This is a genomic window from Flavobacterium sp. 9R (assembly GCF_902506345.1).
Lineage (GTDB): Bacteria > Bacteroidota > Bacteroidia > Flavobacteriales > Flavobacteriaceae > Flavobacterium.
In genome coordinates, this window is the sequence record NZ_LR733413.1 from 1,975,338 (window position 1) to 1,990,041 (window position 14,704).

Here is a 14,704-nt window from a genome sequence, read left to right on the forward strand (position 1 = left end):
TATCAATTAATTTAGTCTAAAAATTTCCATTTAGGAGACGCTTCTTTTTTTAACTCTTCACCCGTTAAAATGGCTTTAACAATTTCTACTGGCATTGCATTGTTCTGTAAAATCGTATCATGAAATTCTTTTTCAGACATTTTACCAGAATCCACTAATTGTTTTCTTAAACTGTAAAATTGTAGACCTCCGGTCATATAAGCAATTTGGTAAAGTGGCCCATACCCTCCCATAAAGGAACGACGTACCTCAGCAGCAGCATTGGCTCTTTCGTGTCCTACTTTGTCAACCAAAAAATCGATACATTGTTGTGGTGTCATTTTTTCTAAATGATAATTCAAAGAGAAAATGATTCGAGCACAACGGTGCATTCTCCAGAAAAGCATCCCTATTTTTTCTTCTGGAGTTCTAGGAAATTGTTTATCCCATAAATTAAATTCCCAATACAATGCCCAACCTTCAATCCAAAAAGGAGTTTGAAAAAGCGTCCTGTAGGGTTTGTAGCGATCCATCATAAAAATCTGTAAATGATGCCCAGGAATTAATTCATGTTGTACCGTAGCTCTAGAAAAATAAGGATTATTACCTCGCATACTCATCATTTTATCATCATATTCCATACCCGCAGTTGGATAAGCAATTTGAATCACTTCGCCACCTAAAAAGAAAGGACTAATTTTTTGTGCTTCGGCTGAGAGCATCGTCATACGCCAAGTTTCTTTGGCTAATGGCGGAACTGTGATTAAATTTCTATCTTCGATAAACTGAACGGCTTCATTCGCCAAATGATTAACATCTTCTTGCCATTGTCCTGGCGCCACATAAGATTGCTTAACTTTTTCTAAAGCTTTTTTCCAATCCTTACCAAAGCCCATTGTTTGAGAAGCCTTAAGCATTTCATTTTCGCACCAGGCAAATTGTTTGTTGGCTTCTTCAATCAGTTGCTCTGGTGTATAGGCAATAAATTCAAACTTTAAATCTTTAAGTAAAGCTTCTCTACCCAGCGGTTTTCCAATAATTCCACTACCATCATCCTTTACAGAGGAATTTATATAATTTTGACGTACCGCTGATTCATATTCTCCCAAGGTTTTCATTAATTTTTGATGCGGTTGCTGCATCCACCACATAAAATCAGGATTGTATTCATTGTAAAAAGCAAACGATTCTTCTGTCGCATTGATTAACGACTTAATCACTTTTGCAGCTAAATCAGCATTTTGCCAGTTACTAAAAGGCTTTGTGTTTTTTATAGAATTGATCTCATTGCGAAATGCTTTCTCCGTAGCATCAAAAACTCCAGCTAATTGACTCGATTTTGGGGTGATTCCTGATTTTCTTTTTTCATTAAAATCATATATCTCTTTTGCCTTTTCTGCAACAAATTTTACACTATCAAATTCTTTTTGTGCTAATTGATGAAAACAGGTGCTTTTTTCGATGTAATTGCGAAGTAAAACATAATCTACTTTTTGCTCTTTGGTCAAGGAATTAAAATCTATGGTTTCTAATTTTACTTTCCAATCGGAATAAAATTGTGTGAAACGAATAAAATAAGCATCCGAGAGATGGTTGGAAAATTTTCGTTGCAATGCCGATTTATCAGCTGAAAAAGTGGAAACAATTTCATTGAAATCAATGGCATACGAATGAACTGTGCAAAACAGAACAAAAAAAAGGGTTTTAAATTTCATTGCTATTTATTTTGAAAACAGCCAAATTTAATCAATTAATGAAAGGTTTTTTAAAATAAATCTTACTTGTAAAGAATCCAAAAAATCCACCACACTATTGGAATAGCCTCCACCCAAAACAAAGTATAATAATGAGAACGTTTTTCATTGGCAAAAGCCAAAAAAAAGGCAGTGACTAGGATAAAAAAAAGAGAAAGTAAATTAAAGTTCCTGTTCAAAAAATCCAAAGCTAAAAAAAGAACCAACAAGCCAAAACCTAGGTTCTTAGTTCGCTCCACACCTATTTGCTGTGGTACGGTTTGTAATAAGGGATCATCGTTTTTTAAATCGACGATTTCAAAAATTAGGATGAGTACAAAAACCAAAAAAAACCGCTGCAAACCATAAACAAACACCATAACATCTAATGAAAAATTCCCTTCTAAAGCAGGCAAAAAAACAGTAGTCAGAGCCCAACACAAAGACACGATATAAATTTTAATGCCTTTCCAATTCCTGGCATTGCTTCGATTAGGAAAAAAAGGTAAAGCATACAATAAGGTGAGTATTACAATGAAAAAAACTCCTAATTGCGTCTGGAATCGAAGCTGAAAGCAATAGTAAAGCAATCCCAAAAAAACGAGCCCACTAAACACAGCAATTGCTTTTAATTCTTTTCGAATAGCATTTTTTCTCCTCCTAATTAATGACTCATACTTAACAAAATTGTAGGCAAAAACAGTCCCTAAAAAAACAAATAATGCCAAAGAAAAAGGTAAAGAAAAAAATAACTGTTGTTGAGTAATACAAAACAAAGCCAAACAAGACAAGCCCACGTGAATACTGCTATTGATGTAAAAACGAAATAAATGTCTGAAAATCTTCATTAAACAAAATTAATCAATTGTAAACAAATAGCGGTTTTAGTTGAAAAATCAATAAAAAATACCCAACAAAATACGTCTTGAATTATTAATAATACTTATTTTTGCACCACAAAAAAACAACACCTACTATTTTAATTCAAAAAAAGTCTGATGATTGTATAATCAAAAGTAATCCAAAACATTACACTACAGACCAATTTGTTTTAGAATATAAAAAAAACACTATTTAGTACAAATGAGAACAGATGCTTTTGCTTTAAGACACATTGGTCCAAGAGAGAATGACCTTCAACACATGTTGAAAACCATTGGAGTTGATTCTATAGAACGACTCGTTTATGAAACCCTTCCAGATGACATTCGTCTAAAAGCACCACTGCAATTGGATCCCGCAATGACAGAATATGAATTTGCGAATCACATTCAAGAATTAGGTAATAAAAATAAAGTTTTCCAATCTTATATTGGTTTAGGATATCACCAAGCGATTGTTCCTGCTGTTATTCAAAGAAATATTTTTGAAAACCCAGGATGGTACACCGCTTACACTCCTTACCAAGCCGAAATCGCGCAAGGTCGTTTGGAAGCTATTTTGAATTTTCAAACTATGGTTATTGAATTAACTGGAATGGAAATCGCCAATGCCTCACTTCTTGATGAAGGTACAGCAGCAGCTGAGGCTATGGCTTTACTTTTTGATGTAAGAACCCGCGATCAAAAGAAAAACAATACCAACAAATTCTTCGTTTCTGAAGAAATTTTACCACAGACTTTATCGGTTTTACAAACACGTTCTACACCAATCGGAATAGAATTGGTAGTGGGTAACCACGAAACTTTCGAATTCTCGGAAGACTTTTTTGGAGCTATGTTGCAATATCCAGGTAAATTCGGTCAAGTATATGACTATTCACAGTTTATTTCAAAAGCAGCAGCTAACGAAATAAAAGTAGCCGTTGCAGCAGACATTTTAAGTTTAACAAAATTGACGCCTCCAGGCGAAATGGGAGCAGCTGTAGTGATTGGTACTACACAACGTTTCGGAATTCCATTAGGATATGGTGGACCTCACGCAGCGTATTTTGCTACCAAAAACGAATACAAACGCTCTATGCCAGGCCGTATTATCGGAGTAACTATTGATGCGAACGGAAATAGAGCATTGAGAATGGCTTTAGGAACTCGTGAACAACACATCAAACGTGAAAAAGCTACCTCAAATATCTGTACAGCACAAGTTTTATTGTCTGTAATGGCAGGTATGTATGCAGTGTACCACGGACCTAAAGGTTTACGCTATATCGCTAATAAAGTACACGCCGTGGCTGCAACAACAGCAAACGAATTGACTAAATTAGGTTACGAGCAAACCAACAGCGCTTTCTTCGATACCATTGTAGTGAAAGCTGAGGCTCAAAAAATAAAAGCATTAGCAGAACAAAACAATATCAACTTCTTCTATATCGACGAAGCAACAGTTTCTATTGCATTCAACGAAACCACTAGTATCGAAGACGTAGCCAAAATTGTTAGCATTTTCGCTGCCGCAAAAGGAACTCAAGCTCCTGAAATTACTGAATTAACAGTAACCAACCACTTCCCAGAAGCATTGAACAGAACGTCTTCGTTTTTACAACACGATGTTTTCAATAAATACCATTCTGAATCAGCTATGATGCGTTACATCAAAATGCTAGAGCGTAAAGATTTATCATTGAACCATTCGATGATTTCTTTAGGCTCTTGTACAATGAAATTGAACGCAGCTTCAGAAATGTTGCCACTTAGCAATCCACAATGGAATAACATTCATCCTTTTGCTCCACTAGATCAAGCTCAAGGATACCAAGAAATGTTGCGCAAATTAGAACAACAATTAAATGTAATCACAGGTTTTGCTGGTACTACTTTGCAACCTAACTCTGGTGCACAAGGAGAATATGCCGGATTAATGGTAATTCGTGCGTACCACCAATCCCGTGGAGATCACCACAGAAACATCGCTTTGATTCCATCTTCAGCTCACGGAACCAACCCAGCTTCTGCAGCTATGGCAGGTATGAAAGTAGTGGTAACCAAAACTTTGGACAATGGAAACATTGACGTAGAAGATTTACGTGAAAAAGCGATGCTGCACAAAGACAACCTTTCTTGTTTGATGGTAACTTATCCATCTACACACGGGGTATTCGAAAGTGCTATCCAAGAAATCACCAAAATCATTCACGATAACGGTGGTCAAGTATATATGGACGGAGCAAATATGAACGCTCAAGTAGGTTTAACCAATCCAGCAACTATTGGTGCGGATGTTTGCCACTTGAACTTACACAAAACCTTCGCTATTCCTCACGGTGGTGGTGGACCAGGTGTTGGACCAATTTGTGTAGCTCCTCAATTGGTTCCATTTTTACCAACAAACCCAGTAATTCCAACTGGAGGAGAACATGCAATTACCGCTATTTCTGCTGCACCATGGGGATCTGCTTTAGTTTGCTTGATTTCTTACGGATACATTTCAATGTTAGGTGCTGAGGGATTAAAATCAGCAACGGAACACGCAATTTTAAATGCCAACTACATCAAAGAAAAATTAAACGGTCACTATGACACGTTATATTCTGGTGAAATGGGTCGTGCAGCTCACGAAATGATTTTGGAATGTCGTCCTTTCAAACAAAAAGGAATCGAAGTAACTGATATCGCTAAACGTTTGATGGATTATGGTTTCCATGCGCCAACCGTTTCTTTCCCAGTAGCAGGTACCTTAATGATCGAACCAACAGAAAGTGAAAACTTAGAAGAATTGGATCGTTTCTGTGACGCTATGATTTCCATCCGAAAAGAAATCGAAGCAGCAACTATCGAGGACAGTAATAATGTATTGAAAAATTCACCACATACTTTAGCGATGCTAACAGCTGAAACTTGGGATTTCCCATACAGCAGAGAACAAGCGGCTTTTCCATTGGATTACATTGCTGAAAACAAATTCTGGCCTACTGTGCGCAGAGCCGATGACGCTTACGGAGATAGAAACCTAGTTTGTAGCTGTGCGCCTATCGAAGCGTATATGGAAAGTTAAAAAACAATAATTTTTACAACTATAAAGCCCGACATAATTTTATTTGTCGGGCTTTTCTTTTTTTTAAATAAAAATAGTGCATAAAATCAAAAAAAATAGAAACTCCCGATTTCAATCGATTGAGATTTTCCAAAAAATACAGAATTCATTAAAAAATAAACAATAATTCAACAAAAAAAATGTTATTTGATAATTATATGCACGCATAGTAAATTTTATTGCTCGAATTACTTATTAATGATTAATTTAGCTAGGATTATACCAAAAATACCCTGATGAAAATAAAAATAACAGGAATTGGAAGTTACATTCCAGCTCTAAAAATTCACAACACCGACTTTGATAAACATGTCTTTTTAAACGAAGACGGATCTGCCTTTGCCTATCCTAATGATGTAGTGATCAATAAATTTAAAGGAATTACAGGCATTGAACAACGTCGTTATGCAGAGGATCATTTAAACTCTTCGGACTTGGCTTATTTTGCTGCACAAAAAGCAATTGAAGATGCCAAAATTGATCCGGAAACCATTGATTACATTATTTACGCACATAATTTTGGTGATGTCAATCACGGAACCATTCAAGCAGACACGCTCCCAAGTCTAGCGACAAGAGTAAAAAACAAATTACAAATCAAGAATCCAAAATGTGTGGCTTATGACATTCTTTTTGGTTGCCCTGGATGGATTGAAGGCGTATTGCAAGCCAATGCCTTTATTACTTCTGGAATGGCCAAACGTTGTTTAGTTATTGGAGCCGAAACCCTATCAAGAGTAGTAGACGCACACGATAGAGACTCTATGATTTATGCCGATGGTGCTGGAGCAGCTATTATCGAAGGCTCAGATTCTGAAACGGGAATGCTGTCTTACGAAAGTGGTACTTTTGCCATAGACGAAGCCAATTATCTGTTTTTTGGTAAATCATACAATCAAGATTTGAATCCCAACACGCGCTATATCAAAATGTATGGCCGCAAAATATACGAATTTGCCCTAAGCAAAGTTCCTGCTGCAATGAAAAGTTGTTTGGACAAAAGCGGTATCGAAATCAATCAAGTCAAAAAAATATTGATTCATCAAGCCAATGAAAAAATGGACGAAGCCATCATTCACCGTTTTTACAAACTCTATGGACAAACACCGCCTAAAGACATTATGCCAATGAGCATCAACGAACTAGGGAACAGTAGTGTTGCAACCGTTCCAACTTTATACGACTTATTGACGAAAGGTCAAATCGAAAACCACGAAATCCATAAAGGAGACGTTATTATGTTTGCCTCAGTAGGCGCTGGTATGAATGTCAATGCCTTTGTATATCGCTACTAGTAGTCATTAGTAACTAGCCCTAAGTCCTTAGCTCAAATTGTGCTAATCACTAATCACTATGGACTAATCACTATTTTTCAGGAGCCAATCCAGCTATCCACTACAAGTCCTCGCCCTGGAGTTTATTTTTACAAGGCGCCTCAAGAGCTTCTTTTAGTCGCTTTGATGCACCAGCAAAAATTAAACTGCAGTGCTGTGGGCTTTTCGTTTTTATCTGGGCTATACAATGCAGGGCATTCATTTAAAAAAAGTAGCCACTAATGCGCAAATTGCTTAAACAATTTCTTGAAATTGATGGTAAATTTTACAAATAATACGATAAATATGAATTTGTGGAATCAAAACGCATTCAAATTTGTGCTGAATTAGTGTAATTTGTGGCAAAATAGTTAAAAGAGAACACCCTATTTACAATGCCTTCAAAACACATATAATTTGTATATTTGCGCCTTGTTTCCAAAAGGTCAACACCCATAACTATGTACGAAAAAACATTTCCCAATAAACGATTCAAGCATACTTTAGAATTTTTACAAAAACACATCACTACCCAAGAAACCATTTTTGATTTAGGAGTTCCAAACCCTTTCTCAAAAATTATGGAAGAAAATGGATATACTGTAAAAAACACTACTGGCGAGGATTTAGACAACAATCAAAACGCCTTACAAACTGAAGACTATACGGTTTTTACTGCCTTCGAAATCTTTGAACATTTATTGAATCCTTATACTGTTTTACAAAATGTAAAATGCGACAAATTATTAATTTCAATCCCCCTTCGTTTATGGTTTTCACCCGCTTATCGCAGCAAAACTGATATGTGGGACAGACATTACCACGAATTTGAAGATTGGCAATTGGACTGGTTGCTAGAAAAAACAGGCTGGAAAATTATCGCAAGAGAAAAATTCACACATCCCGTAAAAAAAATAGGATTCCGTCCGCTATTGCGTTTTTTTACACCAAGATACTATATTGTTTACGCTGAACGAGCCTAAAAACAAATCACAAAAATGAAATTCCAATTTCCAATTTTGGACTCATCCAATCATTAGGAATTTGGAATTTTAAAATTTTGGAATTTTATTTTTTATGAAATACTACATCGTCATACCGTCTTATAACGAAGAAGCTTTAATTGGTTTGACACTGCAATCACTGATTTCGCAAACTGTTTTGCCTTCAAAAATTGTGGTGGTCAATGACAATTCAACAGATAGAACTGCCGAAGTTGTATTGGAATTTGCTAAGAACAACCCATACATAAGTTTGGTCAACAAATCATCAGAAAACATACATCTACCGGGAAGTAAAGTCATTCAAGCTTTTGAAAAAGGATTCGAAACCTTGGACGACAACTATGATTTAATTGTAAAGATTGATGCCGATTTAATATTTCCTTCCAATTATTTCGAAACTATTATTAAACATTTCCAGTCCGATGAACGCATTGGAATGGTGGGTGGTTTTTGCTACATCGAAAAAAATGGGGAGTGGATATTAGAAAATTTAACCGACAAAGACCATATTCGTGGTGCGCTAAAAGCTTATCGAAAAGAAACTTTCCAACAAATTGGTGGGCTAAAACCGGCTATGGGTTGGGATACTGTAGACGAGTTGTTATGCAAGTTTTACAATTGGAAAGTAGTCACCGACGAAAGTCTGCATGTAAAGCACCTCAAACCAACTGGCGCAAGCTACAATAAAGCCGCTCGATACAAACAAGGAGAAGCTTTTTACAGCTTGGGTTACGGATTTATCATCACGGCAATTTCATCATTAAAATTGGCCATGCGAAAAGGGAAACCTCTTCTATTTATAGATTACATAATGGGTTTTTGGAAAGCAAAATCATCCGGAAAACCATTATTTGTAACAGCGGAGCAAGCTAAATTTTTCAGAAATTACCGCTGGAAAAAAATGAAAGAAAAACTGTTTTAACCAGCAGTTGAAAACTAATTACTATTTTTGGTACTATTTTACAACCTATGATGCTAATTCGCTACATCTCACAAATCGGAAAATACTTTCTGATGATTAAAGAAATCTTTATTAAACAAACCAAATGGTCTGTGATGAAGAATCTTATTTTTAAAGAAATCGACGACCTCATCATTAACTCGTTGGGAATCGTTTGTTTCATTTCGTTTTTCGTTGGTGGCGTAGTTTCTATCCAAACCGCATTGAACTTAACCAATCCGTTAATTCCAACTTATTTGATTGGTTTTGCTACAAGACAATCTGTAATATTAGAGTTTGCACCAACATTTATTTCAGTAATTATGGCGGGAAAAATGGGTTCTTTTATAACATCAAGTATTGGTACTATGCGTGTTACAGAACAAATTGATGCATTAGAAGTTATGGGAGTTAACTCTTTAAACTATCTCGTTTTCCCAAAAATAATCGCCTTGCTAATGTATCCTTTTTTGATTGGTATTAGTATGTTTTTAGGCGTTTTTGGCGGTTGGATGGCTGCAGTTTATGGTGGGTTTACTTCAAGCGAAAGCTTTATTACTGGAGTACAATTGGATTTTATTCCTTTTCACATCACTTACGCTTTCATTAAAACAATCATTTTTGCCTTACTATTGGCAACAATTCCATCGTTTCACGGCTATTACATGAAAGGCGGCGCACTCGAAGTAGGTAAAGCAAGTACGGTTTCCTTTGTATGGACATCTGTATGTATCATCACATCAAACTATATTTTAACTCAATTATTACTTGGCGCATGATAGAAATCAAAAACATAGAAAAATCATTTGGCGAGAGTAAAGTTTTAAAGGGAGTATCTTGTCTTTTTGAAGCGGGCAAAACCAACTTAATCATTGGTCAGAGTGGTTCTGGAAAAACCGTTTTATTAAAAAGTTTGTTAGGCATTCATTATCCCGAGAAAGGAACTATTTCTTTTGATGGTAGAATTTACTCCGAATTATTGCCTGAAGAAAAGAGGGAATTACGAACAGAAATTGGAATGGTTTTTCAAGGCAGTGCTTTGTTCGACTCTATGACTGTTGCAGAGAACGTAGCCTTCCCTTTACAAATGTTTACACACAATACTCCTTCAGAAACGAAAGACCGTGTAGATTTTGTTTTAAAAAGAGTTAACTTGATTGATGCTCATAAAAAACTACCTTCAGAAATATCCGGTGGTATGCAAAAAAGAGTCGCTATCGCTCGTGCAATAGTAAATAACCCTAAGTATTTATTTTGTGATGAACCCAACTCAGGATTAGACCCTTATACTTCTACTGTAATTGATAATTTAATTAAAGAAATTACTGAGGAATATAATATTACTACCGTTGTTAATACCCATGATATGAACTCTGTGATGGAAATTGGAGAAAATATCCTCTTCCTGAAAAACGGAATCAAAGAATGGCAAGGTACCAAAGAAGAAATTTTTAGAACCGACAACGAAGCCATTGTGGACTTTGTTTACTCTTCTAACTTATTCAAAAAGGTAAGAGAAGCTTATTTAAAAGGATAAAAAAAGGCTTGATTTTCAATAATCAAGCCTTTTTTTTACTTCTTTAATTTATTGGCAATCAATTTTATGTCTTGTTCTTTGCTTTTCGGATAAATCAACAATACATCTTCTTTATCTACAATAATAAAATCATGTAATCCATCAATCACTACTAGTTTTTTAGCAGCAGTACGGATAATATTATTTGAAGCATTTTCTAAAATCACCGTTGCATTTACCACTGCATTATCTTGTTTGTCTTTGGGTAATTTATCATACAATGACCCCCAAGTCCCTAAATCATTCCAATCGAAAGTAGCTGATAAAACAAAAGTATTTTTAGCTTTTTCCATAATGGCATAATCTATTGAAATGTTTTCTGCCAATGGATAATATTCTTTTATAAAATCATTCTCAGAAGCGGTATTATAACTACTGTACCCCTGCATAAAATGAGCTAACATTGCTGGTTGAAAAGCTTCGAAAGCTTTTAGAATAGAAGGAATACTCCAAATAAAAATCCCTGCATTCCATAGAAAATTACGACTTTGAATGAACTTTCTAGCCGTGGCATAATCTGGCTTTTCGCGAAACTGCACTACCTTTTTAATAGGTCTACTATCCAATTTATCATATTCAATATAGCCATAACCTGTGTTAGGAAAAGTAGGCAAAATACCCAAAGTCATTAGCGTTTCTTCTCTTTCGCATAAATCAAAAGAAAGCTGCAAATTGGCCACAAACTGCACTTCATCTTCAATCCAGTGGTCACTTGGAGCAACAACAACAACGGCGTTAGGATTCAGTTTTTTGATTTTTAACGAAGCAAATAAAATACAAGGTGCAGTATTTCGCATTGCAGGTTCTAGAACAATTTGTTCTTGACTCACCATAGGCAACTGTTCTAGCACAATAGCATTGTATGCTTCATTAGTAAGAATCAGTATGTTTTCTTTTGGAATTAACTGTGACAATCGACTAAATGTCTTTTGAATCAGCGTCTCTCCAGTCCCCAACATATCGTGAAATTGTTTTGGAAACTCTGTGGTACTTACTGGCCAAAAACGAGACCCTACTCCTCCAGCCATCAAGATGGCGTAATAATTTTTATTCATGGTATTTTATGTCTTTTAGCACGATTCCTGTGTGCTATTTAGTTGTTTTAATGAGGCAATAATTCTACTTCGGCATTAGGATTAAACAAATACATCCGATTCGAACTAATTTCAACACATTCGTAACGCTTTGTTCTAAGTGCTCCTTTTTTAAAAATTTTCCCGTTATGAATTCTAAAAACACTTCCATAAGGAATCTCAAAGATATAGCTTTTATCGTTTTGTTGGTCAAACTGTTTTAAAGCCAAGGCCAAAGTAGCGTCTGTATCACTACTCGCTGCGGGATTCTTAAAATGTCGCGCTAATAATGGCAACAAATGATTGGGGAAAATCTCAGGTCTAATAAACGGAACCATCAACCGCTGAAAAGTATATTTCCATTCTGCTCCATGGGGTTTGATGTTGCGTCCAAATTTTTCAAAAGCTACCAAATGCGCTATCTCATGAATTAACGTAATCAAAAACCGGTATTTATTCAGACTAGCATTTACGGTGATTTCGTGTTTTCCACTGATTCCCTTCCTATAATCTCCGTGGCGAGTGACACGTTCATTAACAATTTTTAAATGCACCTGATTCGCAACAATCAGTTCGAAAACTGGCTTTACGGCGTGTTCGGGCAAATATTTTAAAAGGGTGTCTGACAAATTGGGTTATGAATTTGGAATTTTGGATTTGAGAATTAAAGCAATTAAGGATTACTTGTAGTGACTTGCAATACTTTTCCGTTATAGTATTTATTTCCGGTAAGCGTAAAGTCGAAAATGTATTGAGCCATTTCAGCAGCAGATAATGGAGCTTGATAACCAGGAAAAGCTTCTTCAAGCATTTCGGTTTGAACTGCTCCAAGCGCTAATACGTTGAAAGCAATACCTTGTTCTTTATATTCCTCAGCCAATAATTCTGATAGCGTAATCACTGCTCCTTTGCTTGAACTGTAAGCTGCTAATCCTGCAAATTTTAAACTGCCTTGGACTCCTCCCATAGAACTAATCGTAACTACGTGGCTTCCTTTTTGCAAATAAGGCAACACGATTCGCGTAAGATTTGCAACTGCAAAAACATTGACTCTATAAATGGCTTCAAAATCAGCTTGAGTGATGGTGGCAAAAGGCTTATTCAATAAAGCGCCAGCGTTGTGTATAATGGCATCCACATTTTTCCAGCTGCTATCAAGAAAATCTGTTACTTGATACAAATCCTCTTCGGTCGATAAATCGATAGACAAACAAGTAATATTTTCGTTTTCGATTAGCGCTTGAGGTGTTTTTCTAGAAATGGCCAACACTTGATGACCTGCATTGGCAAATAGCAACGCCATTTCATACCCGATGCCTCTAGACGTTCCAGTAATAATAATTTTTTTCATAGCGCAAAAATAAGCAAAAGACAATAAATCCCGCTCTATGTATTTCTTTTTAGAAAATGAATTTCAACAATAACTTTACGTCTTGATGTATTTAATGTATACTTTCCGAGCCTGTAAAGCCGCTAAAACCAAAAAGAAAACAGGAACTACAACTGGTAAAATATACCGCGTGAAGGAAAAATCCACAGTAGATAATTCTGATAAAACCACGATTGCCAGAAGCATCCCAAAAAAAGTACCTACCAAAGTACCCAGAATATAATACAATTTCAGTGTTCCTTGTAAATCTATACGATTAGCGTTTAGCAGAAACAAATTCCAACCAACCCAAAATGGAATCTGAAGAAAATTGAAAGCACACAAAACCATCCCAATAACAAAAGTAGAATATTGAATATAGTCCTTGATATAATCCGATTGTTGTATCGATGGACTAGCACCTTTAAAAAACAAAAAGGCAAGTCCAACCAAAAATACAACGGCAAAAAAGTCAATGTTTTTCATCCACTTTTTATTAGTAATCAATTGATTGGCAAAAACGATGGTAAAATAGATTACAACAGCCTCTATACACAAAACACCAATTAAGTAAAATATAAGAGATTCCAGAAAATAGTTAGTGTAAACTTCTACCCCAATAATATTGAGATACCCCAAAGGAAGCGACCCTAAGAAGCTAACAAGAAAACCAAAAAAAAGATTCTTAAGAATTCGCATCGTTTAAAAATTGATTATTTTTTTGTTTTGTTCCAAATGCATTCGATATTGTTGCATTCCTTCAGCATAACTCAAATAAGGAAAACCTAATTGATGATTGGCTACGCTAATTTGGAACATATAGGTAATATGTCTAGCTAGTTCTTTCCAAGCAAACCAAAGCGAGTGCTTCGGGTCATAAATATGAGTGGGTTCGCTAGCGGCGCCGTTCAACTCAACAATCGAAAAATTAATTCCTTGTTCTAATTCCTCAAAATCGTCATACATAACGTCCAAACGCCCAAAGTAAAACCCTGGAATTTGAACACATAATTTGTCTATTGTTGCATTCAACTTCTCAGTGATTAAGTTGCTTGCATCTATAAACTTGGCTCCTCGGGCGTGATTGCCATAAGGCACTAAGTTTCGCTTCTCCCCTTTAGGCACAATCTTATCTAGTTTTTTCCCATACTCTTTTTGCAAGGCTTTCAATTGCATAGCATAGCGGGGATTCATTTGTAGCAATTGAGTAATGGTCGAAACACCGTCACCTTCGACAATCAAAAATTCTTTGGCTACTATTCCAGTGATTCTACCTGACTTTTCGTGTGGAAAACGTACGTAAAAAATGCCTACTTCGTTCGAAAATGGAATTAAGTTTTGAATCAAAAAATCAAAATCGGCTTGAGCAACATAATTTTCTAAATCGGCTAAATTTTTAATTTTTTTTACCCCAGAACCTCTTAAGCCAATATCTGGTTTAGCGATAAATGGAAACGTAATTTGTTCCATTTGAATCTTTTTTAAAATCATTGGAATTGAAGTTCCCGAAGCAATCAAAAGGGTTTCTGGATACTCATTTTTTGGAATTAAATTATAAATGGCTTTTTTAGATTCCATCATAAAACCCCCATTTTTAATAGAAGGATTAGCGGCATTAAAGAAAAAAATAGAACGCGCTCTTATGGCATAATACGTCCACAGAAAATAAATAGGAAAGTACACCACTTGAAATGGCCAATACTCCCAATGAAAAAGTTTATGAAAAAATAATTTCAATTTTGAGG

Annotated in this window: 13 protein-coding genes; 6 read left to right on the forward strand and 7 right to left on the reverse strand. The window is 35.6% G+C overall.

Going from position 1 to position 14,704, the window contains the following annotated elements; all coding sequences use genetic code 11:
- Positions 1 to 11: 11 nt before the first annotated feature.
- Positions 12 to 1,694, reverse strand: coding sequence for a DUF885 family protein (locus FLAVO9AF_RS08840; protein WP_159687201.1), 1,683 nt, complete (start codon positions 1,692 to 1,694; stop codon positions 12 to 14).
- A gap of 62 nt (positions 1,695 to 1,756) precedes the next feature.
- Entirely contained in the window at positions 1,757 to 2,560 is an 804-nt protein-coding gene (locus tag FLAVO9AF_RS08845; protein WP_159687204.1) for a hypothetical protein, read from the reverse strand.
- A gap of 235 nt (positions 2,561 to 2,795) precedes the next feature.
- Here FLAVO9AF_RS08845 and gcvP point away from each other — a divergent pair, with 235 nt between their 5' ends.
- From gcvP to FLAVO9AF_RS08875, 6 genes are all read left to right on the forward strand, one after another.
- Positions 2,796 to 5,645 (forward strand): aminomethyl-transferring glycine dehydrogenase, encoded by a 2,850-nt coding sequence (gene gcvP / locus FLAVO9AF_RS08850; RefSeq protein WP_159687206.1) that lies wholly within the window; start codon positions 2,796 to 2,798, stop codon positions 5,643 to 5,645.
- A gap of 275 nt (positions 5,646 to 5,920) precedes the next feature.
- Positions 5,921 to 6,979, forward strand: a complete 1,059-nt coding sequence (locus FLAVO9AF_RS08855) for a 3-oxoacyl-ACP synthase III family protein (RefSeq protein ID WP_159687209.1) — start codon at positions 5,921 to 5,923, stop codon at positions 6,977 to 6,979.
- A 479-nt stretch (positions 6,980 to 7,458) separates the two neighbouring features.
- Positions 7,459 to 7,980 carry a methyltransferase gene (locus FLAVO9AF_RS08860; protein ID WP_159687212.1) on the forward strand — a complete coding sequence of 174 codons (522 nt, stop codon included), beginning with the start codon at positions 7,459 to 7,461 and terminating at the stop codon, positions 7,978 to 7,980.
- A gap of 94 nt (positions 7,981 to 8,074) precedes the next feature.
- Entirely contained in the window at positions 8,075 to 8,923 is an 849-nt protein-coding gene (locus FLAVO9AF_RS08865) for a glycosyltransferase family 2 protein (protein WP_159687215.1), read from the forward strand.
- 47 nt (positions 8,924 to 8,970) lie between these two features.
- A complete protein-coding gene (locus FLAVO9AF_RS08870; RefSeq protein WP_159687218.1) occupies positions 8,971 to 9,720 on the forward strand; it encodes an ABC transporter permease in 750 nt (249 codons plus the stop codon).
- On the forward strand, positions 9,717 to 10,478 hold the full coding sequence (locus FLAVO9AF_RS08875; protein WP_159687221.1) for an ABC transporter ATP-binding protein: 762 nt from the start codon (positions 9,717 to 9,719) through the stop codon (positions 10,476 to 10,478). The genes FLAVO9AF_RS08870 and FLAVO9AF_RS08875 overlap by 4 nt, the downstream gene beginning before the upstream one ends.
- A gap of 35 nt (positions 10,479 to 10,513) precedes the next feature.
- Here FLAVO9AF_RS08875 and FLAVO9AF_RS08880 read toward each other — a convergent pair whose 3' ends face one another.
- From FLAVO9AF_RS08880 to FLAVO9AF_RS08900, 5 genes are all read right to left on the reverse strand, one after another.
- Positions 10,514 to 11,572, reverse strand: coding sequence for a mannose-1-phosphate guanylyltransferase (locus tag FLAVO9AF_RS08880; protein ID WP_159687223.1), 1,059 nt, complete (start codon positions 11,570 to 11,572; stop codon positions 10,514 to 10,516).
- 47 nt (positions 11,573 to 11,619) lie between these two features.
- Positions 11,620 to 12,219, reverse strand: coding sequence for a SprT-like domain-containing protein (locus FLAVO9AF_RS08885; RefSeq protein ID WP_159687226.1), 600 nt, complete (start codon positions 12,217 to 12,219; stop codon positions 11,620 to 11,622).
- A gap of 44 nt (positions 12,220 to 12,263) precedes the next feature.
- On the reverse strand, positions 12,264 to 12,941 hold the full coding sequence (locus FLAVO9AF_RS08890; protein ID WP_159687229.1) for an SDR family oxidoreductase: 678 nt from the start codon (positions 12,939 to 12,941) through the stop codon (positions 12,264 to 12,266).
- A 75-nt stretch (positions 12,942 to 13,016) separates the two neighbouring features.
- Positions 13,017 to 13,658 carry a hypothetical protein gene (locus FLAVO9AF_RS08895; RefSeq protein WP_159687232.1) on the reverse strand — a complete coding sequence of 214 codons (642 nt, stop codon included), beginning with the start codon at positions 13,656 to 13,658 and terminating at the stop codon, positions 13,017 to 13,019.
- Positions 13,659 to 13,661: 3 nt separating this feature from the next.
- Positions 13,662 to 14,696, reverse strand: a complete 1,035-nt coding sequence (locus FLAVO9AF_RS08900) for an ATP-grasp domain-containing protein (RefSeq protein ID WP_159687236.1) — start codon at positions 14,694 to 14,696, stop codon at positions 13,662 to 13,664.
- Between the last annotated feature and the right edge of the window lie 8 nt (positions 14,697 to 14,704).